The following is a 21,894-nucleotide window of genomic DNA, read 5'->3' as shown; positions in this document are numbered from 1 at the left end:
GAGGCGACATGGCATCTTGGCGCACAGTTCACGGACACATCCAGAAGCTTGATAGCTGGCTGGTCTCAGATGAGGACGTGCATGCGTTCTTCGAGGAGGAGCGGATTCTCGGCCGCGGCAGTGCTGACGGCCAGGGCGGCTTCGACTTCGAGGTAGCCATCGCCGGGCGACGCCGGCGCGTTGCGACACTCGACGACACGGGCACGGTCTTCCGCGGCCGGTCGGTGAATGAGCTTGTGGATGTCATGAGTGAGCGCCTTCGCAAGGTCGAGATTGAGCTCGACGGCGAGGTGGCTCACGGCCCCATCGACTTGGGCTCCGTTGACGTCTCCGATGAAGTCTTGCTTGAAGATCCGATGGACGCGCCCGAGGAAGAGGCTGTTGAGGTTGATTTCAGCGACGCCGGCGCGAACGGTTCGGCTGAGGCCGATGAGAACGACGACGGTCTGGACGAGGCGTTCGAGCGCGAAGGCGCGATGATGGTGATCGTCGATTTGCCGCTGTCAGAGGTGCCGAGTTTGGTGGCCTCGGACGAGGAGCCGATGGCCGTGTCCAAGCTGGGGGACGCGCTCGTGCTGACGGCCGAGACCACGTTGCCGTCGGTGCGCAAGCTGTTCCCTCGTCCGTCGTACCAGATCATGCTCTCGGCGGGGCGCGAGGAGGAAAACCCCACGCTCTACGTGCGCCGGGATAACCAGAAGCTCACGTGGAGTTGGGAAGGCGAACTGCCGATCTTCCGCTGGATTGAGCCGGGCAGCGAGGGCCACGAGTTTGTGGTCGATGAGACGGGTGCTGGCGCGGTGGCCCGCAAGGCCGTGGCAGACGTGATCGATGCCCGCTTTGCCGACATCCGTTCCGCTCTGCAGACCAGCGCGCCCAATGGCATGCGCGCGCTCATTCAGGCGCTGAACCTGCCGGAGGAAATCGCGGACGTCATGGAAGGCACGCGCCACCTGGCCGAGATCCCGAACTCTCACGTGTTCCGCCCGGGCAGTGCCGGATCGGCGTTCGAAGATCGCATCGCGTACGAGATCGCGGGCGAGGGCTTCGTTGAGCCGGAAGTGATGGGCGCGTTCCGAAAGATCTATCTGGAGAAGCCGTGGGCGGTGGCGCTGGCGTCGGCGGCGCAAACGGCGGTTGCCGGCGGTTTGCTGGCGGATGGCTTTAACCGGGCGGGCCGGGGCAAGAAATGGAAGCTCCGTACTGTTGTGGGCGGTTGGCTGGTCGTTGGCGGGTTGACGCGTATTTTGACGACGTCGTACGCGCAGTCCCTCGTGGCTCAGCGGCAAACCGATATTGAGACGTGGAAGATGATGCGCAACCTTCAGGAGAACCATGACTAGCGGGAGTGAATTCGACGCGCAGATGGCCGATCAGCCGGACGACCTTCCGGTCGAGCCGACTGACGGAGACCTCGAATCGTTTTGGGTGCGCGCCATTACTCGCGCGAAATTGAACCCGATCGAGGCTGTGGGCGGCCAGACCGACCTCGTCTCGCTGCGCCCCGGATCGTTCGCGTTTGGTGCCACGCGCAAGCAGGCCAATGATTTGGCCGCTCTCGTGCTGGCCGGGATGAAGACCGCCACCTCGAGCTACGCCGGCGCCTACGACCTCGAGGGCGAATCACTTCCGACCCCAGAGGATTTGTGGATCATGTGCGATGGCGAGGGTCGCCCGCGGGCGTTGCTGCGCAACACCCGCGTCCAGCGCATCCCCTTCTCCGAGGTTGGCCACGAGGTCGCCGAGGCCGAGGGGGAGGGCGATCTCGAGAAATGGCGCGTCGACCACCGCGCCTTCTTCGCAGCCGAGGCACAGGAGCTTGGCTACGACTTCAGCGACGACGGGGACGTCGTCGTCGAATACTTCGAGGTTCTGTTCTCGCACTGACCGCGCTGGCTGACTGCGCACTGACTGCACCACGTCACTTCGCCATGTCACTCTGCCACCTAGCGGCGCCGGCTGGCAGCGCCACGTGCCAGCACCAGCTGACTGCATCACGCTGCGAAGCTGTCTCACAGTTCAGATGGTATGTGTTACATATCGTGAGATAACTTTCTGTGGCTAGCGCGCCCGAGTACCATCGATCGGGGATCGCGGCTCGTGCCGCGTGCCCGTTCGCTCGGAATTGGAGGCTTGCGTGGCTGGTTTTGGTTGGAAAGTTCATGGAGATGGCAAGACCATCCGTCCGGGAGAGGTTGTTCTTCCGAACGAACGGATGTCGTGGCCGATTACGGCAGGCATCGGAGCGCAGCATGTGGTGGCCATGTTTGGGGCCACCTTTTTAGTACCTCTTCTCACCGGATTCGAGCCGGCCACCACCCTGTTCTTTACAGGCATTGGCACGATTCTCTTCCTCCTGATTACCGCTGGTCGCTTGCCGTCCTACCTCGGCTCGTCCTTCGCGCTCATTGCGCCCATTGGCGCTGTCACAGGTTACGTGGCCGGAGGCGGAGCGCCTCTTGACGAGGCAAAGGCCGCTCTGGCTCAGGGCGGCATCATCGCGGCGGGTGGTGCCCTCGCAATCGTTGGTCTGGTCGTCCACTTTGCCGGCGCCCACTGGATCGACAAGCTCATGCCCCCGATCGTCACCGGCGCCATCGTCTCCCTGATCGGTTTTAATCTCGCGCCCGCCGCGTGGGGCAACGTGCAGGCTGCGCCGGTCACCGCGCTCGTTACGATTATTACGATCTTGCTGGTCACCGTGTTGTTCAAGGGAATTATTGGCCGGCTCTCCATTCTCATCGGCGTGCTGGTCGGCTACGTCACCGCGATTATCCGTAGCGAGGTGGACTTTGACGCCATTTCCAGTGCCGCATGGGTGGGCGCCCCGACGTTCCGCGCGCCCGACTTCGACGTGTCGCTCCTCGGCTTGTTCGTGCCGGTCGTGCTCGTGCTCGTTGCAGAGAACGTCGGCCACGTGAAGTCCGTCGCCGCCATGACCGGCGAGAACCTAGACGACGTCACTGGACGCGCGCTCTTCGCCGACGGCATTTCGACCGTGTTTGCCGGCGCCGGTGGTGGCTCTGGCACCACGACCTACGCGGAGAACATCGGCGTCATGGCCGCTACCCGCGTCTACTCGACGGTGGCCTACGTCGTCGCCGCGGTCATCGCTCTTGGCCTGTCAATGCTTCCAAAGTTCGGCCAGCTCATCGCCACGATCCCGCAGGGAGTTCTGGGCGGTGCGGCCACGGTTCTCTACGGCATGATCGGCATGCTCGGCGTGCGAATCTGGGTCCAAAACCGCGTGGACTTCTCCGACCCCGTCAACCTCAACACCGCCGCCGTGGCCATGGTTCTCGCCATCGCGAACTACACGTGGCACTGGGGAGACATGGTCTTCGAGGGCATCGCACTCGGCTCCTTCGCCGCAATCATCATTTACCACTCGATGCGTGCCATCTCGAACTGGCGCGGAACCTCGATGGAAGCAGCCACGCCGGCGTCCGCACCTGCGGGAGCTGAGCTTGAGCCAGGCGCACTCGATCGCGAGCCGCGGCACTAGGCTCTCCGGCTGGTACCAGTTTGGTCGCTTAGTACTCGGGGCTTGATGTCTCCAGCCGGCACTAGCATCCGCGCTCAGTGACAGGGCTTAACTTCCGCGAGCCCGCACTAGCCCCGGCGCATAGCCGCAGTGCCCGTTCTCGGTTTAGTTTCGGCGTCGCCCAGGCAAGTTCTGCATTAGCCGGAGGTTGCGGGTTAGCCCGTGAACTCAGTCAGCGGTACGCACCCGGGCAACGGCTCCATCGCCAAGGTGAACTGCTCTTCCGAGGGCGCTTCAACCATGCTCGTGTAACCCGTTCCGAGCACAACTTCCACGACCTCCGAGGTCAGATTCGGATCCACGTGAACGGTGGCGTCGGGGAAATAAGCGCGTAGCGTATACGCGTTATTCACGCCCGACGGGCTCGAATACAGCCGTACGGCCTCGTTGAGATCCTCGCCCGCCCAATTCCCGGTTTCGTTGACCACCACGCCACTTGCGGCAAGGGATGTTCCAACGCTGCCGGCGAGGCCGGTCTGGTTCGTGCCGTTGAGGACGACCACGGTCATCGTGCTGGGATCCTGAGGCACCGTGCCTTCGATCGGGCATGGAATGGCCGTATCATCTGGCGGCTGCGAGAACTCCCGATTGATGGGGAAGGGCAGCAAACCAGTCCAGACGAGGGTTCCAAGCACCAGAAGAATCGCCATGACGGCAATGATGGAGCCGAAGATGACGGTCTGACGTTGCTGTGTGCGCTTGCGATACTCGGCGCGGGCGTTGGAAGTCACGCCCCTAATCTAGTCCACAACGCTGGGGTTTTCGGACAGGAACGCCCAGTTGCTACGCCACCACTGTGGTGGTCTTGCCGGAGCTCAGTACGGCTGGTCGGTGCGCTGACGGGCGGGCCTGACAGCGCGGGTGGCTGTGCATTCTAATACACACCACGGTGGCATGTGCGTCATACCGATGGAGGAGTGCCCGCCCCTAGAAGTACGTCCGAGCAGGTGCAAGGATAGAAGAGCTGGTGACGGGGGTCACCCTCCGCACCAGCCGACTTCGCCGATCCCGGCATATATACAAGGAGGGGGAAAATGCGTAAGTCAATAGCAACAATTGCGACTGTTACTGCCATGTTCACGCTCGCCGCGTGTTCGGATACCTCAACGGATGATCCATCACCCGAGGCGACCTCACCGGCGTCGTCGGAACCGGAAACCACCGAACCGACGAGCGAGCCAACTGACACCGGCGAGCCAACGGAAGACCCGGCCGAGACTGGCGATGGCTCTGGAGAGGGTGGGCAGACCACGCGTGTGGGCTCGGAGGGTGGGCGTTACGCGTTCGACCTGCCGAAGGATTACACGGTGGAATCCGACGTGATCTACACGGACTCGGACTACTGGCAGAACAACGAGCCATCGGCCAGCTACACCATCTATGACTCGAATGGCGTGGAGATTGGTTCGATGGGAGTCAACATCGAGACCTCGAGCGATGGCATCCCGGCTGATTACGTGGAGGTCGTGGAGGTTTTGCCAACTGTCGCTCTTGATAACGGCCAGGTGTACGCGCGAACGACTCTGAGCAGCCTGTGCTGGGGCGAGACCGAGACCCCGGAAGAGGACTGCAACTTCGTGTACTCGATGGACGTGGTCTCTGGCGCGGAGGGCGATGATCCCGAAGTTGCGCTGGGCAACCCCGAAGCGTTGTGGATGATGGCCGAGGATCCGAACGACACGGCTCAGGGCGTCGTGCTGTTTAACGTGACCGTCGGAGGGCCGGAGGGCTTCCCGTTTGCCGAGAAGGACGCGGTGGCTCAGTCGGAGGACTACGCGAAGGCGTGGAACATCGTCGAATCCTTCGGGATGAACGGCTGACGGCCGAGGATAGCCTCGTGCACCTGAATTTTTAGTGAGAAAATCGCGTTTTTCGACCTTAACGTCGATGAAAACGCTCAGATTCACAAGATTTTCAGATGCGCCGGCGATACCCCGGGATTTTGACCCGCGAGAATCGCAAATCGGCCGGGACAACCGTAAATCTGACCGGCATGACCGTAAATCCGGCGGGCATGACTGCAAATCTGGCCGTGACACCAGAATTGGCTGGCATGACTCCAAATCTGGCGGACATGACCGTAAATCTGACCGGCATGGTTATAGGTTGGCCGTCTGCAACGGCAAACCTGGCGGCGTGACCGTAAATCTGACCGTAGGCACCAGAAATTGGCCGACATTGCTAGAGAATAACCGGCGGCAACCCGAAATCCGGCCGTCGGCAACCGGAAATCCGACCGGCGTGGCTGTCAATCAGGATCAGAATCCCGAATTATGTGGATGAAAGAGGGCGGTGGGAGCTTTTCAGCTCCCACCGCCCTCGTGAGTCAGCAACCCACGCGCTGCACTCCTCGATTTACACCCGGAGATTCAGCACCCTACGCGCTGAGCTCCTCAATGAGCAGCTCAGTAATCTGGATCGTGTTGAGCGCCGCGCCCTTGCGCAGGTTGTCGCCGACCACGAAGAAGCTCAGGCCCTTGTTCGCGTCATCGGCCGCGTGGTTCTGGCGGACGCGGCCAACGAAGCACGCGTCCTTGCCCGCGCCCTCGAGCGGCGAAGGCACCTCGGTGTATTCCACCCCCGGCGCATCCTTGAACAGCTCGATCGCACGCTCCACCGAAATATCCTCGGCAAACTCGGCGGATACAGCCATCGAATGACCCGAGAACACCGGCACGCGCACGCACGTTCCGGCCACCCGCAGGTCGGGGAGCTCGAGAATCTTGCGAGACTCGTTGCGTAGCTTCTGCTCTTCGTCGGTCTCAAACAAGCCGTCATCCACGATCGACCCCGCGAGGGCCACCGCGTTAAACGCGATCGGCTTGACGTAGGGAGCGGTATCGGCAGCGTGCTCGACGGCTTGACCATCGACGGCCAGCCCCTTGACGGCGTCACCCTGATCGATGAGCGCCTTGGTCTGGTTGTAAAGCGCCTCGACGCCCGCAACACCCGAACCGGAAACGGCCTGGTACGAGGACACGACCATATTCTTCAGGCCTGCCTCCCTGTCCAACACCTTGACGACCGGCATGATCGCCATCGTCGTGCAGTTCGGATTGGCGATGATCCCCTTCGGGCGATCTGCCAGCGCGTGCGGGTTCACCTCGGACACGACCAGCGGAACCTCAGGATCCTTGCGCCACGCGGATGAATTATCAACGACGACGGCCCCCGCTTCCACGAACTTCGGCGCGTACTCGAGCGAGGTTCCACCGCCGGCGGAGAACAGCGCGATGTCGATGCCGGAGAAATCAGCTTTCGCCACGTCCTCAACCACCACGGTCTCGCCGTTGAACGTCAGCTCCGTGCCGGCAGAACGATGCGAAGAAAAGAACCGCACGTGATCAACCTTCGTGCCGCGCTTCTCCAACAGGTCGCGCATCACTTCGCCTACCTGACCGGTGGCTCCAACAAGTGCGAGGGTTATGCTCATCGTCCAGTACCTCCGTAAACGATTGCTTCTTCTTCTCCATCAAGGTCGAACGCCTTGTGGACGGTGCGGACGGCCTTCTCGACGTCGTCCGCTTCAAGAACGGCGGAGATGCGGATCTCCGACGTCGAGATCATGTCAATGTTGATGCCCGCCGTGGCGAGCGCCGCGAAGAACTTCGCGGACACACCTGGATGGCTGCGCATGCCGGTTCCGATCAAGGACAGGATTCCGACGCCGTCGTCCTGTAAAACCTTGTCGAAACCGAGATCCTCCTTCTGAGCCTCAAGTACGCGAACCGTGCGCTTGACGTCCGTGATTGGCAGAGTAAAGGAAATTGTTGCCGTGCCTGGCATGTTGACCGGCACGTTCTGGACGATCATGTCGATCGACGAGCCGGCGTCGGCCACGGTCTGGAAGATGCGGGCGGCGGCGCCGGGCTTATCCGGCACGCCCGTGACCGTGATCTTGGCCTGCGAGGTGTCGTGGCTGATTCCAGAAATGATGGGAGCTTCGTTGTTGCCCTCCCAGCGGTTGCGGGCGGATTCGTTCACGATCCACGTCCCTTCTTTATGTGAAAACGATGAGCGTACGTGTAGGGGCACGTCGTAGCGGCGGGCGTATTCGACCGCGCGCAGGTGCAAGATTTTTGTGCCGTGGGAGGCCATCTCGAGTGTCTCTTCGTAGGTGAGCGCCGCGATCTTGCGGGCGGCGGAGGCCACGCGCGGGTCGGCGGTAAAGACGCCGTCGACGTCGGAATAGATCTCGCACACGTCTGCGCGCAACGCGGCAGCGAAGGCGACGGCGGTCGTGTCGGAGCCGCCGCGCCCGAGGGTCGTGACGTCGTTTTGCTGGTTGACGCCTTGGAAGCCGGCGATAATCGCGATTTCGTCGTCTTGGATTGTGCGGGCGATACGCTCGGGGACGACGCCGACGATGGACGCGGCGCCGTACGACGTGTCGGTGTGCAGCCCCGCCTGTTGTCCGGTGAAGGCGTGCGCGGGAACTCCGAGGTCCGTGACGGCCATGGCGAGGAGTGCCATGGATATCCGCTCGCCGGCCGTGAGCAGGATGTCCATCTCGCGGGCGGAGGGTTCTTCGGTGACGGATGCGGCCAGATCGATGAGGTCGTCGGTTGTGTCTCCCATGGCGGAGACGACGGCGACGACCTTGTGGCCTGCCTTGTGCGTGTCGACTATGCGTTGAGCAACGCGCCGAATGCTCTCGGCATCGGCAACGGATGAGCCGCCGAACTTTTGCACGATGAGTGACACTTCAACTCCTTGTTTAACGTGTTTTTCATCGTAGTTCAGCGACGCTGTGTGAGACAAAGCCTCTCAGGTGCTGGGCGTGTGAATCCGCTGACGTCCTTCGATTGCGCGGGAAATGGTCACTTCGTCCGCATATTCCAGATCGCCGCCCACAGGCAGGCCGGAGGCAAGGCGCGAGACGATGACGTTCATGTGTGAAAGGTTCAGGGAGAGATATGTGGCGGTGGCTTCGCCTTCGACATTCGGGTCCATGGCGAGGATGACTTCCTGGACCTCGCCGTTGCCTAGGCGCACGTATAGTTCGCGGATGCGCAGGTCTTCGGGGCCGACGCCGCCGATGGGGTCGATGGCGCCGCCGAGCACGTGATACTTGCCGCGGTATTCGCGCGATCGTTCGATGGCCACGATGTCCTTGGCTTCTTCGACAACGCAGACGATGGAGTCGAGGCGGCGCGGGTCGGCGCAGATGCGGCAGCGATCCTCTTCCGAGACGTTTCCGCAGACTTCGCAGAACTTGACCTTTGACTTGACGGCTTCGAGGGAGTCGACGAGTGCTTGGACCTCGGCGTCGTCAGCTTCGAGTAGGTGAAATGCGATGCGTTGCGCGCTCTTTGGCCCGACGCCGGGCAGGCGTCCGAGTTCGTCGATGAGCGCCTGGACAGCGCCGTCATACACTCCAACCATTAGTCCTCCATCCGTTCCTCGATCACCTTAGCGTTGAAACGGTCCAACACCACCTGCAGACCCACCACCGAGGAGTGTGAGATTTCCGGGTCGTCGGCAGAGGCGCCCTCCCAGTCAGAATCGTCCTCGTTATCGGACGGTTCGTCGTAGTTGTCGAAGGTGTCGTCATCAGGGTCGACGACGGCGGTCGGGTACGGGTTATGGTTCGACTGCGCCCAGCTTCCTTTGACGGTGTGCTCGAAGGGGTCCTCCAACGGTGGGGGCATGGGGAAGTCTTCGAACTCGGCTGAAGGTGCGCTCGGTGTTGATGGGCGCGGTGCTGACGCGCTCGGCGTTGACGTGCTCGATGGCGATCGGCTGTCGGCCGATGGCCTAGATTCTTGGGCGCTGGGGGCGGAAGGCGCAGACGGTGTAGAGTCGGGGAAGACGGCGCAGGCGTCTGCCTCCATCATGGCGGCGCGATGATCGTAGGGTTCGTCTGCGCGGGCGGGCGCGCCCACATCGTCGCTGGACGTGCTAGGCCCCTGACCTCCCGGGAAGGTGGCCGGGGGCGGGCCGGGGAAATACTCGGCTGCAGATCCAAGCACCTCTGAGTCCCTGCTATCCGGGTCAGTGGTATCCGAGTCAGTGCTATCCGAGTCAGTGTGATCCGGGGTGCTTCCATCCGAGTCGTTGCTTCCGGAGTCGACCGACGGCGCAGACTCAGAGTCAGCATCGGGCTGAGCCGAGTCAACAATGGGCTGAGCCGAGTCAACATCAGCCGAGTCAGCATCAGCCGAGTCAGCGGACGGCACGGCGCGCAGCGTGGGCGCTTCGCGGAGGGCTGGCGGCTTCTCGGGCGCCGCGACCCGCGCGGCGCTAGCTTTTGGGGCCGTGCTCTCGCCTCCTGACCGTCCCTCCACGCGGAGGTTCAGACCGAGGCTGTTGCTCAGCACCTGTGCGACTTCGCGGGCGCCCCGCGCCGAGAACGCGTTGGCCACGCCGGGTTGGTCGAAGCCGATGATCAGCACGTCGTCCTCAACCGCAACTGGTCCGTTGGCCGCCTCGAGCTGCGCGACGGCAATGCGAGAGAGGCTCTGGTCAGATCGGATTGAATCCCAGGCGGCAACAATCTGGTCGAGAGGTCCTGATCCCGGCGCGGCGGGAGCGTCGGATGGCTCCGCGGCTGGCGGGGCTGACTGCGCCACTGGCTGAGCCTGATCGCCTTGAGCTTGATCGCCTTGAGCCTGACCACCTTGAGCCTGGCTGTCTTGCTCTTGACCGCCCTGCGCAGGGCCGGTCGGCCGCGCGGATGGTTCGGATAGTTGCGGCATGGAGGGCATGGGCCTCGTGCGTGGATCCATTGTGGATTCCTGGCGCCGGCCGCGCTCAGCTCCCTGACCCGATTGCTGCGGCTCAGTGGGCTTTGCATACTTCGCCAAGTTCTCGGCGACCGCAGCCGACGGCTGCTCCGGCTCATTTTGCACGTGCGAGCGAGCGGCGATGCCCTCGGGCCTGGCCACGATCAGCCTCGCACACAGCAACTCGAGCTGGAGGCGTGGCGCGGTGGCACCCGCCATGTCGGTCAGCGCCTCATTCGTCAGGTCAGCACACTGCGAAGCGCGCTCAGCGCCGAGTTTCGTCGCCTGCTCGACCATGCGCCCGTATTGATCTTCCGGCACGGACACGAAGGCGTCCTTCGCCTCGTCGCCTGCCAACGAAATGATGACCAAGTCTCGCAAGCGCTGGAGCAAGTCCTCCACAAATCGTCTCGGGTCATGTCCGGCTTTCACCACTGAATCGACGACGCCGAACAACGCGGCACCGTCACGCTCGGCGATTGCCGCCACGGCGTCGTCGAGCAAATTCGCGGATGTGTAACCAAGGAGCGCCACTGCGCGGTCGTAATCGAGGACGGATCCTTCGGAGCCGCCGATGATCTGGTCGAGAACCGAGAGCGTGTCGCGAACAGATCCGGTGCCCGCGCGCACGACGAGCGAGAGAAGATCGTGCCCGGCCGTGACACCCTCGGCGTTCACGAGCTTCGCGAGGTAGTTCTCGAGCTCGAGTGGGGGGACGAGGCGGAAGGGGTAGTGGTGCGTGCGCGAGCGGATCGTGCCGATGACCTTCTCCGGCTCGGTGGTCGCAAAAATGAACTTCACATGTTCTGGCGGTTCCTCCACCAGCTTGAGCAGGGCATTGAAGCCCTGATTCGTGACCATGTGGGCCTCGTCGATGATGAAGATCTTGAATCGATCACGCACCGGCGCGAAGCCGGCCTGCTCGCGAAGCTCGCGGGCGTCGTCGACACCTCCGTGCGAGGCGGCGTCCATCTCCACTACGTCGAGTGAGCCGGAGCCGTCTCGCGCCAGCTCCACGCACGAATCGCACGTTCCGCACGGTGTGTCAGTTGGGTATTCGACGCAGTTCAAGGCGCGCGCCAGGATGCGCGCGGATGTCGTTTTTCCACAGCCTCGCGGACCGGAGAAGAGATAGGCGTGCGTGGTTCGGCCCGCCTCCAACGCAGCCATCAATGGCTGGACAACGTGATCTTGGCCGATCACTTCTTGGAACGTTTCGGGCCGATAGCGACGATATAGGGCGATACTCACGCCCCTTAGTCTACGCAATTGGCTCCGACACTTTTTCGTCTGTGCACAGGTGGCGATTCTCGGCAGCGGTGTAGCCCTTCCACATCGCCGTCGCCGGGAAAACGCGATCTTGTTCACCGGGCTATACTCAAAATATGGCGAAGCCAATGAGACGCCGAAATTGACACGCAGAATTGGTGAAGCCCATGAGCATGCGACCTCGCTATGACGACGACGATAGGTCAACGCTAGACGAACCTGTCAGAGTTAGGGCTAGTGACGAAATCACGAGAAGCCCACGAGTTCTCTTGCCCTCTACGTCTACAACTCAGAGCTGACTACTAACTATTATCCGGACATGAGCACCGCAGAAACGCTCTTCATCGTGGCCGGCCTGTGCTCGCTAGTAGGTATTGTTGCGCTCTCGATCGGCGTATTCCGTGCGGGGACAACTATTGACGCTCTTGGGGACTACGTCTTGCCTCCACTGCCCGCACCTGGTCAGCCCACACCAGCAATGCCCATTCAGAGCACAGGTATGGATCCGGCATGGGGCCAACAAGAGTCTCAGGTGAATCCGAACCGGAGCGATAACGGCTAATACGGGCCAATACAAGAATGAGGTCGAACAGCTAACGGAGGTTCGATCGCTACGCCCACGTCCGGATGCGACGCGAAAAGCCCCGTCTCTCAACCGAGAAACGGGGCATTTTGCGGAGGATGGGGGATTCGAACCCCCGAGGGCGTTAACCCAACCCGCTTTCCAAGCGAGCGCCATAGGCCGCTAGGCGAATCCTCCTCGGTCGAGTTCCGAGGAACCCGAACGCCACCTCATTTTACGTAAAGACAAGGTATTTAGGAAATCAACAGCCCTTGAACAGCGGTGGACTTGCTCTCAATCGAGGCGCGCCTACCGCTGAGAGTCGGAGCGATCCTCATCCTCTGCCCATGACCACACGCCCGAGGCGCGCACTTCGGCGGGTGCGTCGTCGCGAACTGGGTCATGCTCGTCCGTGGCTTGTGCGTCGACGTCGGTTGCGTCTGATTCGCGCGCGACGTCGTGGCGTTGGGTTGGCGCCAGCTCTTCGCTTTCCGCGGGAAGATCGCGTGCATCGTAATCCAGATCGCCGGTGTTGATCTTCGAGCGGTCAGCGAGATCGTCACGCTCGTGCTTCGCCGGCATTGCGCCAAGTGCGGATGTGCGGCGCGGGGCGCTACCGGCGCTGATTGCGCTTCCAGTGTCCTGCCCGCGGCGGGTCTCGTCCGGATCGTCGTCGTGAGGCACCTGATCGGCGTCGACGACCCTCTTGCCACCCAGCAAGTTCGCAGCCACCAGCGCGAGTATCAGGAAGCCGCCGAGCCCCAAGAGAGCCATAGAGTTACGCGTCTGGTCCTGCACCTGCTCGAGGCCTCCGAGGTAGACGAGCGACGCGAGCGCCACCGTCTCGTTACCCACGTTGAAGTTCACCGTGCGGTGGTAGAAGTCGCCGACGGCGGAGCTCACGCGGCCCTCGCCGGGCGTGAGGATCTGGGTGCGTGCGTCGGCGTCGAGGAGGAGCCCAGACTGTGCGAGCTCCGGCACGCCCGAGCCGAGTTTGGTCACGTCCTCTCCGGCGGTGTTGACGGAGAAGACCATGTCGCTTCGATCGAGGCCAGTTCGGCCGACCTTGTTCGCCACCCAATCGGCCAGTGTGGTCTCGCCAGCGGGATCGTAGGGCTCGGGGTGGTTCGTGATCCAGTCGATCTGGTGATCCACCTGCTGGGCAGCGTACTGATCAATGTTGCGCTCCTGCGCGATCAATCCGCCGACTACGGTGAGGGCAATGCCGATCAGACCGGCAAGCAAAATAAAAGGTAAGGGCCTGTGTTTAAATCCGCGTGTAGTGCTCACGATATGCCTTTGCTAGGTGGTGATAACTATCCGCATCACTGCGGATATCCCTACGCTAACCGATGCCGTGGTTCACATTCATGACACGTCAATGAAACTTTTTTAATGGTAGTATCGCTAACGGCTCCCCACGTGACGTTATCTTGAGGAACTCCCCCAGGGCAGGAATGCAGCAAGGGTACTTGGGCTCTGACGGGTGCGTGGGGAGTCCTCTATTCTGAGGCCACCGCGTCTATTCTGAGGCCACTGCGTCTATTCTGAGGGCATTCCGTCGCCATGCTCGCCGGCAAGCTCATCGCCGGCAAGCTCATCGCCGGCAAGTTCGCCGTCGCCAAGCGCGTCGTCGTCATTGCGCCCGATCAGCCGTGCCTCATCACGCCGGTGCGCGAGCACGTTGGTCACGTAGGAATCCACGACTTCGGACATGGGTACATCGCGGCCCTGTTGCTCGCTCATGTACCAGCGGTGCTCGAGGATCTCGTGGAACAGCTGCGCGGGCTGGAGCTTCGTGCGGAACTCGTAGGGCACGGCCTGAATGGTCGGCTCATACACATTCATGATCCACTCGTGCGCGACGATCTCGAGCGGCACATTCGACTTGCCCGTGATCGCACGGTAGGACTCGATGTCGTTGACCATGCGCCGTGCCTGCATCTCCTCGACGTCGAGGCCGGTGAGGCGCATCATCTTGCGCGAATAATGCCCGGGATCCACAACCTTCGGCTGGATCGAGAGCGTCGTGCCACCAATATCGGTGGTCATCGACAGTTCGCCAACCTCAAATCCGAGATCGTTCAGACGTCGAATACGCGCGTCCACGCGCCAGCGCTCGCTCGACTGGAAGGACTCCTCGCTGGTCAGCTCATCCCACAGTTCCTTGTAGCGCTCGAAGAATCGGTTGCCGACGGCGATCGAGTCGAACTCGGGATCAAGAATCCCGCCGGCCTGAAGGTCCATGAGCTCGCCGATGATGTTGGTGCGAGCAACGTCGATGTCGTAGTGGCGCTTGCGCTCCGACATGTTGTCCTCGAGCTCGCCAGTTTCCGCATCAACGAGATAGGCGGAGAATTCACCGGCGTCGCGCCTGAACAGCGTGTTCGACAGCGAGACGTCACCCCAGAAGAAACCAAGCAGGTGCAAGCGCACGATCAGAACCGCGAGCGCGTCAATGAGCCTGCGCACGGTATCGATGCGCATTGCCGTCTGCCCGAAGAGCGAGCGATATGGCAATGAAAAGTCCAGATGCCTCGTCACGAGCGCGGCGTTGAGGGGTTCGCCAGAATCGTCGAAGCGTCCGGTGATCACAGCCAGCGGCTCCACACACGGTGCGTCCAGACGATTGAGATCGCGCAGGGTCTCGTACTCGTGGTGCGCGACGGTCTCACCGATCTCCTTCACGGCCACCACTTGGCCGTCCAGATGGGCGAAGCGCACGATGTGCCGAGAGATACCGCGCGGGAGCGCGGCGATGACGTCGGAGGGCCACTCTTCGAGTGGGGTCGCCCACGGCAAATCGAGCAACGCGGGCTCTACCTGCGCAGACGTGATCTGCAACGGTCGAATCATGACACCTCCTTACCGCTTAAAGATTACGACGCCGGAGCTCTGTTAGCGAACCTGAGCCCCGGCGTCGTGATCAAATAGTCGAGAAAAATTTACTCTGTGACGGCTTCGTCCGTCTCGGCCTCGTCCTGGATGGCGGGCTCGGCGCCCGCGTTGTCCACGTCAGCCATCGAGAACTCGTTCACCGACGAATCGATGCGCTCGCCCGTGGAGGTCGAGAAGAAGTGGGTGTACTCGCCGCGCGGACGCACGTACACAACCTCGCCTGCCGCCGGGACGTCGTAGGGCTCGATGCGGATGACGAGCGTCTCCGAGGAGTCGCCCGAACCGAAGTTGCCCTCTTCGCGGTCGGCGCCAACGATCGTGCCGTACACGTAAGCATCCGAACCGAGGGACTCAACGAAGGTGACCTTGACGGGCACGCCCGTGTCTTCCTTCGACAGCTCGAGAGCCTCGGGGCGCAGGCCAATCGTGACCTTGCCATCGCCGCGCACGGCCTCGAGAACGTCCTCGGGCAGATCGAACGACGCATCGCCGAACACGGCGCGGTTGCCGTCAACGGTCCAGTCGCCAAGGTTCATGGCCGGCGATCCGATGAAGCCGGCAACGAAGGCGTTGGCCGGGCGCGAGAACATCTCGGCCGGGGACGCAACCTGCTGAAGGATGCCGTCCTTGAGAACCGCAATGCGGTCGCCCATCGTCAGAGCCTCGGTCTGATCGTGGGTGACGTACACGGTGGTGACGCCGAGCGAACGCTGCAGCGAGGCGATCTGCGTACGGGTCTGCACGCGGAGCTTCGCGTCGAGGTTCGACAGCGGCTCATCCATGAGGAAGACCTGCGGCTTACGAACAATCGCACGGCCCATCGCCACGCGCTGACGCTGACCACCCGAGAGGGCCTTCGGCTTGCGCTCGAGGTAGGGCTCGAGGTCGAGGATACGTGCTGCCTCTTCGACGCGCTGGCGAATGACGTCCTTATCCTCGCCGGCAATCTTGAGTGCGAAGCCCATGTTGTCCGCAACGCTCATGTGCGGGTACAGGGCGTAGTTCTGGAAGACCATCGCGATGTCGCGATCCTTCGGGGTGACGTCGGTGACGTCGCGGTCGCCAATGTAGATGCGGCCGGAGTTGACATCCTCAAGGCCAGCGAGCATGCGCAGCGCCGTAGACTTTCCAGAGCCCGACGGGCCAACAAGCACGAGGAACTCGCCGTCTGTGACTTCGAGGCTCAGAGAATCAACAGCAGGAGTGGTTGATCCGGGATAAACGCGTGATGCGTTGTCAAATGTAACAGTCGCCATTTTTAATGGTTCCCTCCACCGGCAGGTACGTGCCGGACGATCCGTTGTGAAAGGTGCCGGAGTGTGTCAACTCTGACACGATGCCGACGTCTATGTAGGCATCCCTAGTATTGTTACATATTGCACGCACTTTAGAATTGGCCTGTATGAAGCGCTGCAAGCGGTATGCGCCACATTTTTGCAGGAAACGCCAGAAAACAGTATGAAATGAACGGAAACCCGGGATTTTGTTGCAAGGAGGTGGAATGGGGGAACGGTCAACGATCGGCGGATATCAGATCGTGAAACGAATCGGCTCCGGCGGCATGTCCGCGGTGTATCAGGCTGTCGACGCCGACGGGCGCGAGGTTGCCCTGAAACTCCTGCATCCCGAGGTGGCGGCGGACCCGGCATCGCGTGAGCGATTGCGCCGCGAAGTTCGCATGCTCCAGCGCGTTCACGGCGAGTATGTGGCCCAGATCCTCGACGCCGAGACTGAGGACTACGAGGTTTTCATCGTCACGCAGCTCATTGACGGCCCGACCCTCGAGGCGGACGTGCGAGATTCTGGGCGATACGAACGTGCAGATCTCGTAGAGCTCGGCGAAGAACTCGCGGCGGCGCTGCGCTCCATCCACGAGGTGGGCGTCCTGCACCGCGACCTCAAGCCTTCGAACGTCATGATGGGCGCGGACGGCCCGGTGCTCATCGACTTTGGCATCGCCCAGCTCGGCGACGATCTGCGCATGACCCGCACGGGCTCCCTCACGCACACACCCGGCTGGGCAGATCCGCGCGTCATCCGTGGCGCCTCACCCGACGAAAAGGCGGACTGGTGGGCGCTCGCGGCCGTCCTCGCCTACGCGGCCACCGGCACCGCACCCTACAAGGCCGAGACCACGCCGGCCGTCATGCATCGCGTCCTCAGCGGTGAACCCCGACTTCCCGGCCTTAGCTCCGAGGTCGAACGCGCGTTCCGGCGCGCACTCGATCCCGAGAGCTCTCGCCGGATTTCCTTCGGCGAGCTTGTTGAGACCATCGCCAGTTCACCCGACGACGCCGTCCGGGCACGTCCCAGCGCAGGCTCGGCGGCGAGCGGCGCGGCAGTTGCGGCCAGCCCCCTCGTGACCGGGTCCTCGGTTGACGGATCGGGCTGTCCCGTCACGGGCTTCGGGCAGGACACGCTCGAGGAAGACCTCGATGACTACGGCGATGACAGCGACGACACCGACTGGGATGCCGGCGATTCAGGCGTCGACGCTACCCAGCCCATCGGACTCGAGACCGGGCAGGTCACGGCTCCGTTCGGCGTCGATAGAACTCGTATGCAAACACAGCCGGGGCCGACCTACGATCGCGGCCGCGATCAGCTGTCGACCCGGCCATACGATCTGGGTGCGCACTCCTACGGCCCGCCGGGATCTGAGCAGATGCCGGAGGCGTTCGGCCCCAACGAGCCGACCACGGCGGAGCTGCCTGCCACCAGCCCCTCCCGCACCTCTGTTTTCGATCGCCCTGCCGCCGAACCGGATTTTGACCCACACACCCGCGAGTTGCTTCCCGTCGGCCGGCACGCCCAGCAGGGTGCGCAGTGGGACCAGGCGATCGCCCCGTTCGATCCGGCGGCCCCGCAGCGGCTCCCGGACTGGTTCCGCCCCGCCCGCAAGGCGCGCCTGCACGTCTTGCTCACCGGCGTCATCATCGCGATTTTCTCGCTGGTGTGGACGGTGCCCGCCGCGATCGTCTTTGCGAGCCTCGTGGTGGTCGTGTCGATGATCGGCGGAGCGAGCCGCGACCTCAAGGATCGCCGTGTCGCCCATGGCGGCCCGTATTCGGGGGACGTCGCGGGAGCGCTCATTCGCCTGCCGCTGACCCTCATCGGAGCGCTCGCGCGCAGCGCCATCTCGCTCGCCGTTGGCGGCGCCCTCGCCTGGGCCACGATTGCGGCACTGGAAGTGTTTTCCCTTACCCAGCCGGAGCTTTTTGAGCCAATCGGGCTGGTGGTGGGCATGGTCGTCGCCTGGTTCATCAGCTCGAACCGCAATGGCCGCGAGGGTGCACGCCTCCTCATGGAGGGCATCGGCCCGACGCCCGGCTACCGGCTGTTCTGGTTGGCAATCCTCCTCGTCGTCGCCATGGCGGCGGTCATTGTTGTCAGCCAGTCCGGCGTTAATGTAATTTAGGTTTCAACGAGGAGCGCGAGAGATCGCCATAGATAAATGCAGGTGCCTGTGATTAGATTTCCGCAGGTCCACGAACAGAGGAATCCCAATGGCAAATAAACGGCAATCGCACAATCCCACGAAGAAGGAAAAGCGCGAAATTGCACGCGAAAAGGCGCGCATCCTGCGCGAGCAGGAAGAAAAGCGCAAGAAGCGCAACAAGTGGCTCATGATCCTTGGAGGCGTTGTTGCGTGTGCGCTCATTGTCTTTGCTGTGATGCAGATTCTTGGCGACGACGAGGACCCGGCAACTAACTTCGACGGCGAGGTTCGCTCGGCGCAGCTCGCGAATGTCACGGATGACTTCGGCATCGATATTGACGCAACCGGCGCTGCCGGCACGCCTGTCGCGGATGCGGGCATGCTATCCGTGTACTCCGATTACACCTGTTCCGGATGTATCCACTTGGAATCGGCATACGCCGATACCTACCGTCAGCTGATCTCCTCGGGCCAGATGGCTCTGCGCATCTACCCTGTGGCAACGCTGAACAATCAGATCTCGGACCAGATGACGGCCGCCATGTTCTACGTGGCCACCTACTCGCCCGATCAGGCGCTCGCATTCAACGAGGCGCTCTTCGACAAGACCAACGAGGTCGTGCTCCAAGGCGGCAACGCCCCAACTGAAACCGAGATCGCGGAGATCGCCGTATCGGTGGGAGTGGCTGAGGACGTCGTCGCTGATCTTCCCGCGTCGATCGTGTCGGATGAGTGGAAGCAGGTGGCGAAGGATGCGACGGAGGCGTTCCGCGACAAGGGCCACGGCGCAACTCCGACCCTCGAGGTGAACGGCGAGGTGGAAGAATCCTGGCTCGAGACCGGTGACGTCGGCGGAGTTCTGAACGCCGCGATCGAAGCGGGTGCTCCTGCGAACTAACGCCAGCACTTTGGCCATTAATGCCCTTATCTGGCACACTATGAAAAGTCCTCGCGCCTAGGCGCTAGGTAAGCCTCCTTAGCTCAGTTGGTAGAGCACCGCTCTTGTAAAGCGAAGGTCGTCAGTTCGAGTCTGACAGGGGGCTCTTTTCATGCCCGAAAACTCCGCGCGATGCGCCCTGCCGGGCGGCCGCGTGCCTAGAGGAACACCCATCCAGCCAGTGCACCAAGAACGACGACGATCCAGGGCGCGAGCTTCCACGAGTGCAGTGCGATGAAGGCGGCGACGCCGATCGCCATGGTGACCGGCCCGGTGATTCCGCTGGTGAAGACCGGATCGTAGAGTGCTGCGGCGAGGATGCCGACCACGCCCGCGTTCACGCCAAGGAGCGCGCGCCGAATGAGTGGGATCTGGCGAACGCGGTTCCAAAAGGGCGCCACGCCGAGCACGAGGAGCGTGGCTGGCAAGAAGATGCCGACCGTCGCGATGGCTGCGCCGAGGATTCCGTTCGGGCCGCCCTCGTTGAGCGCGCCAAGGTAGGCAGCAAACGTAAAGAGCGGGCCCGGCACGGCTTGCGCCGCCCCGTAGCCGGCCAAGAACTCTTCCACGCCGACCATGCCGGTCTCGACCATCTCCGCCTGCAAGAGGGGCAACACCACGTGGCCGCCGCCAAACACGAGGGCGCCGGAGCGGTAGAACACGTCAAAGAGCCGCAACGCGTCGCTATTCGTGATCGTCACGAGCAGCGGCACTGCCGCAAGTAGCGCGACGAACAGAACGAGACTCGCGATGCCGACCGCGGGCCGGACGGGTAGGGGAAGGTGGGCATCGGCGTCGTCGATCTTCGCACGCAGCCACAAAATGCCGACGACGCCGGCCGCAGCGATCGCGCCGACCTGACCGAATGCGCCGGGCACAAGCAGCACGAACACCATCGCGCCGGCTGCGATGGTGGCGCGCTCGCGGTCCGAGGCAAGGTTCTTCGCCATGCCGAGCAGGGCGTGGGCGACGACGGCGACGGCCACGGCTTTCAGGCCGGCGATCCACCCAGCGTTTGAGATGTCTCCCAGGGAATCGACGGCGTAGCCGAAGAGGACGAGCGCAATGATGGAGGGGATGGTGAAGCCCGCCCACGCCACGGCCATGCCGCGGTAGCCCGCTCGCGATAGCCCGACCGCCATGCCAACCTGGCTCGATGCGGGGCCGGGTAGGAACTGGCAGAGCGCGACGAGGTCAGCGTAGGCGCGGTCGGACATCCAGCGCAGGCGTTCAACGAACGCGGTGCGGAAGTATCCGAGATGAGCGACCGGGCCGCCAAAGGAGGTCACGCCCAAGCGCGAGAATTCGCGGGCAACCTCGCCCACGCCGCCCTCTGGCGCGGTGGGGTGTGCCGCCGATTTAGCCATGGCATCTCCTCACGATGTGAACATGCGTCAACATACGGCGGGAAGGTGAACGCGAGGTGGCCGGGCGTGATCGGCGCTCTCAGACCGACCAGTCGATCGGCTCCGCGCCCTGCTCGACCAGCAGGGCGTTTGTGCGAGAGAACGGTTTGGAGCCGAAGAAGCCGCGGCTCGCCGATAGCGGTGAGGGATGCGGCGAGGTGATGACGGGGGTCGCGCCTAGCAAGGGCTTGAGTTCCTGAGCCATTCGCCCCCACAAGATTCCCACGAGCGGCTGGTCGCGGCGGGCGAGAACGCGGATTGCGTGGTCGGTGATGGCCTCCCATCCCTTCCCGCGGTGCGACGCCGGCAGGCCGCGTTGCACGGTCAACACCCTGTTCAAGAGCATGACGCCCCGCTCGGACCAGGCCGTGAGGTCGCCGTGCTCGGCTGGTGGGATGCCAAGATCGTCGTTGAGCTCGCGATAGATGTTGGTCAAGGATCGGGGGAGTGGGCGCACGTCCGAGTCCACGGCGAAGGAAAGCCCGATGGGGTGCCCCGGCGTCGGATATGGATCCTGCCCCACGATGAGCACGCGCACCTTGGATAGTGGATAGGTGAACGCCCGCAGGACGTTCGCGCCGGCGGGGAGGTAGCCGCGGCCGGCGGCGTTCTCCTCGCGTAGGAAATCTCCCATCGCGGCGATGTCGGTGGCCACCGGCTCCAGAGCCGCAGCCCACTCGGGATCGATGATGTCGCGCAAATTGCTCATGAATCCACGGTAGCCGAGGTGCTCGCCGCGCGCTCGCGGGCAGGGCAGTGCGCGATGTGAATTCGTCGGTGCCGGGCCGTAGGCTGGAACCATGATTCGCAGCGAGGAATTTGACGTGGAGCCCGATCTCCCACCGGCCGAGCCCAATGCTGCGTCCATTGAGCGGTCTGAAGGTGAGCGAAACGAGGGTGAGCTGAGCGAGAGCGAGCTAAGCGGGGGCGAGCTAAGCGAGTTTGAGGCCAGCGTCCTCGAGCTCGAACGGGCGTGGTGGCACCACGGAAAGACCCGCGATCAGGCGATTCGGCGAGTGATGAAGATGAGCCCGCTGAAGTATCACCTCCTGCTCACGCACCTGCTGGATTCGGAGAGGTTGTGGCGTGCCGATCCCGTGCTCGTGGATCGGCT

General features: G+C 62.8%; 19 protein-coding genes, 2 tRNA genes and 1 other RNA gene. 11 read left to right on the top strand and 11 right to left on the bottom strand.

Annotated elements, in window-relative coordinates:
* Nucleotides 1-8 precede the first annotated feature (8 nt).
* The 3 genes from ACHFFR_RS05335 to ACHFFR_RS05325 all read left to right on the top strand — a co-directional run bounded on the left by ACHFFR_RS05335 (nt 9) and on the right by ACHFFR_RS05325 (nt 3,505).
* Complete coding sequence (locus ACHFFR_RS05335) at nt 9-1,343, top strand: hypothetical protein (RefSeq protein WP_394263242.1); 1,335 nt, start codon at nt 9-11, stop codon at nt 1,341-1,343.
* Entirely contained in the window at nt 1,336-1,887 is a 552-nt protein-coding gene (locus ACHFFR_RS05330) for an ASCH domain-containing protein (RefSeq protein ID WP_394263241.1), read from the top strand. Before ACHFFR_RS05335 ends, ACHFFR_RS05330 begins: the two co-directional genes overlap by 8 nt.
* 250 nt (nt 1,888-2,137) lie before the next feature.
* Nucleotides 2,138-3,505 (top strand): uracil-xanthine permease family protein, encoded by a 1,368-nt coding sequence (locus ACHFFR_RS05325; RefSeq protein ID WP_394263240.1) that lies wholly within the window; start codon nt 2,138-2,140, stop codon nt 3,503-3,505.
* Between the two features lie 194 nt (nt 3,506-3,699).
* Here ACHFFR_RS05325 and ACHFFR_RS05320 read toward each other — a convergent pair whose 3' ends face one another.
* Nucleotides 3,700-4,275: a LytR C-terminal domain-containing protein gene (locus ACHFFR_RS05320; RefSeq protein WP_394263239.1), complete on the bottom strand. Its 576-nt coding sequence runs from the start codon at nt 4,273-4,275 to the stop codon at nt 3,700-3,702.
* A gap of 303 nt (nt 4,276-4,578) precedes the next feature.
* Between ACHFFR_RS05320 and ACHFFR_RS05315 the strand changes: the two genes are divergently transcribed.
* Both ACHFFR_RS05315 and ACHFFR_RS05310 read left to right on the top strand, forming a co-directional pair.
* A complete protein-coding gene (locus ACHFFR_RS05315) occupies nt 4,579-5,364 on the top strand; it encodes a hypothetical protein (RefSeq protein ID WP_394263238.1) in 786 nt (261 codons plus the stop codon).
* Between the two features lie 122 nt (nt 5,365-5,486).
* The gene (locus tag ACHFFR_RS05310) at nt 5,487-5,684 is read left to right on the top strand and encodes a hypothetical protein (protein ID WP_394263237.1); all 198 of its coding nucleotides are present in this window, start codon (nt 5,487-5,489) and stop codon (nt 5,682-5,684) included.
* 237 nt (nt 5,685-5,921) lie between these two features.
* Here ACHFFR_RS05310 and ACHFFR_RS05305 read toward each other — a convergent pair whose 3' ends face one another.
* From ACHFFR_RS05305 to ACHFFR_RS05290, 4 genes are all read right to left on the bottom strand, one after another.
* Nucleotides 5,922-6,977, bottom strand: coding sequence for an aspartate-semialdehyde dehydrogenase (locus ACHFFR_RS05305; protein ID WP_394263236.1), 1,056 nt, complete (start codon nt 6,975-6,977; stop codon nt 5,922-5,924).
* Nucleotides 6,974-8,248: an aspartate kinase gene (locus ACHFFR_RS05300; RefSeq protein WP_394263235.1), complete on the bottom strand. Its 1,275-nt coding sequence runs from the start codon at nt 8,246-8,248 to the stop codon at nt 6,974-6,976. The genes ACHFFR_RS05305 and ACHFFR_RS05300 overlap by 4 nt, the downstream gene beginning before the upstream one ends.
* Nucleotides 8,249-8,311: 63 nt before the next feature.
* The gene (recR, locus tag ACHFFR_RS05295; protein ID WP_394263234.1) at nt 8,312-8,929 is read right to left on the bottom strand and encodes a recombination mediator RecR; all 618 of its coding nucleotides are present in this window, start codon (nt 8,927-8,929) and stop codon (nt 8,312-8,314) included.
* A complete protein-coding gene (locus tag ACHFFR_RS05290; RefSeq protein ID WP_394263233.1) occupies nt 8,929-11,520 on the bottom strand; it encodes a DNA polymerase III subunit gamma and tau in 2,592 nt (863 codons plus the stop codon). Before ACHFFR_RS05290 ends, recR begins: the two co-directional genes overlap by 1 nt.
* 337 nt (nt 11,521-11,857) lie before the next feature.
* Between ACHFFR_RS05290 and ACHFFR_RS05285 the strand changes: the two genes are divergently transcribed.
* Nucleotides 11,858-12,100 (top strand): hypothetical protein, encoded by a 243-nt coding sequence (locus tag ACHFFR_RS05285; protein ID WP_394263232.1) that lies wholly within the window; start codon nt 11,858-11,860, stop codon nt 12,098-12,100.
* Nucleotides 12,101-12,213: 113 nt separating this feature from the next.
* On the opposite strand, the gene ACHFFR_RS05280 is transcribed toward ACHFFR_RS05285, so the two are convergent.
* Nucleotides 12,214-12,298, bottom strand: a tRNA-Ser gene (locus ACHFFR_RS05280).
* 111 nt (nt 12,299-12,409) lie between these two features.
* Nucleotides 12,410-13,390: a hypothetical protein gene (locus tag ACHFFR_RS05275; RefSeq protein WP_394263231.1), complete on the bottom strand. Its 981-nt coding sequence runs from the start codon at nt 13,388-13,390 to the stop codon at nt 12,410-12,412.
* Nucleotides 13,391-13,509: 119 nt separating this feature from the next.
* On the opposite strand from ACHFFR_RS05275, the gene ffs reads away from it, so the two are divergent.
* An RNA gene (gene ffs, locus ACHFFR_RS05270) (signal recognition particle sRNA small type) lies at nt 13,510-13,606 on the top strand.
* 36 nt (nt 13,607-13,642) lie between these two features.
* On the opposite strand, the gene ACHFFR_RS05265 is transcribed toward ffs, so the two are convergent.
* Complete coding sequence (locus ACHFFR_RS05265; protein ID WP_394263230.1) at nt 13,643-14,956, bottom strand: DUF4032 domain-containing protein; 1,314 nt, start codon at nt 14,954-14,956, stop codon at nt 13,643-13,645.
* Between the two features lie 89 nt (nt 14,957-15,045).
* Entirely contained in the window at nt 15,046-16,254 is a 1,209-nt protein-coding gene (locus tag ACHFFR_RS05260) for an ABC transporter ATP-binding protein (RefSeq protein ID WP_394263229.1), read from the bottom strand.
* Between the two features lie 245 nt (nt 16,255-16,499).
* Between ACHFFR_RS05260 and ACHFFR_RS05255 the strand changes: the two genes are divergently transcribed.
* The 3 genes from ACHFFR_RS05255 to ACHFFR_RS05245 all read left to right on the top strand — a co-directional run bounded on the left by ACHFFR_RS05255 (nt 16,500) and on the right by ACHFFR_RS05245 (nt 19,480).
* The gene (locus ACHFFR_RS05255; protein WP_394263228.1) at nt 16,500-18,416 is read left to right on the top strand and encodes a serine/threonine protein kinase; all 1,917 of its coding nucleotides are present in this window, start codon (nt 16,500-16,502) and stop codon (nt 18,414-18,416) included.
* Nucleotides 18,417-18,504: 88 nt separating this feature from the next.
* Nucleotides 18,505-19,335: a DsbA family protein gene (locus tag ACHFFR_RS05250; RefSeq protein ID WP_394263227.1), complete on the top strand. Its 831-nt coding sequence runs from the start codon at nt 18,505-18,507 to the stop codon at nt 19,333-19,335.
* A gap of 72 nt (nt 19,336-19,407) precedes the next feature.
* Nucleotides 19,408-19,480: transfer RNA gene (locus ACHFFR_RS05245), tRNA-Thr, on the top strand.
* Between the two features lie 52 nt (nt 19,481-19,532).
* On the opposite strand, the gene chrA is transcribed toward ACHFFR_RS05245, so the two are convergent.
* Complete coding sequence (gene chrA, locus ACHFFR_RS05240; RefSeq protein ID WP_394263226.1) at nt 19,533-20,741, bottom strand: chromate efflux transporter; 1,209 nt, start codon at nt 20,739-20,741, stop codon at nt 19,533-19,535.
* Nucleotides 20,742-20,820: 79 nt separating this feature from the next.
* The gene (locus tag ACHFFR_RS05235) at nt 20,821-21,489 is read right to left on the bottom strand and encodes a uracil-DNA glycosylase (RefSeq protein ID WP_394263225.1); all 669 of its coding nucleotides are present in this window, start codon (nt 21,487-21,489) and stop codon (nt 20,821-20,823) included.
* A gap of 91 nt (nt 21,490-21,580) precedes the next feature.
* On the opposite strand from ACHFFR_RS05235, the gene ACHFFR_RS05230 reads away from it, so the two are divergent.
* Nucleotides 21,581-21,894 (top strand): DUF3263 domain-containing protein (locus ACHFFR_RS05230; RefSeq protein ID WP_394263224.1); only part of this gene is annotated, 314 nt, incomplete at its 3' end.

Source organism: Trueperella sp., assembly GCF_043424875.1.
In the GTDB taxonomy this organism is placed as follows: domain Bacteria; phylum Actinomycetota; class Actinomycetes; order Actinomycetales; family Actinomycetaceae; genus Trueperella.
The sequence above is the reverse complement of the archived record's forward strand: the minus strand, read 5'-3'. Positions and strand labels throughout refer to the sequence as shown.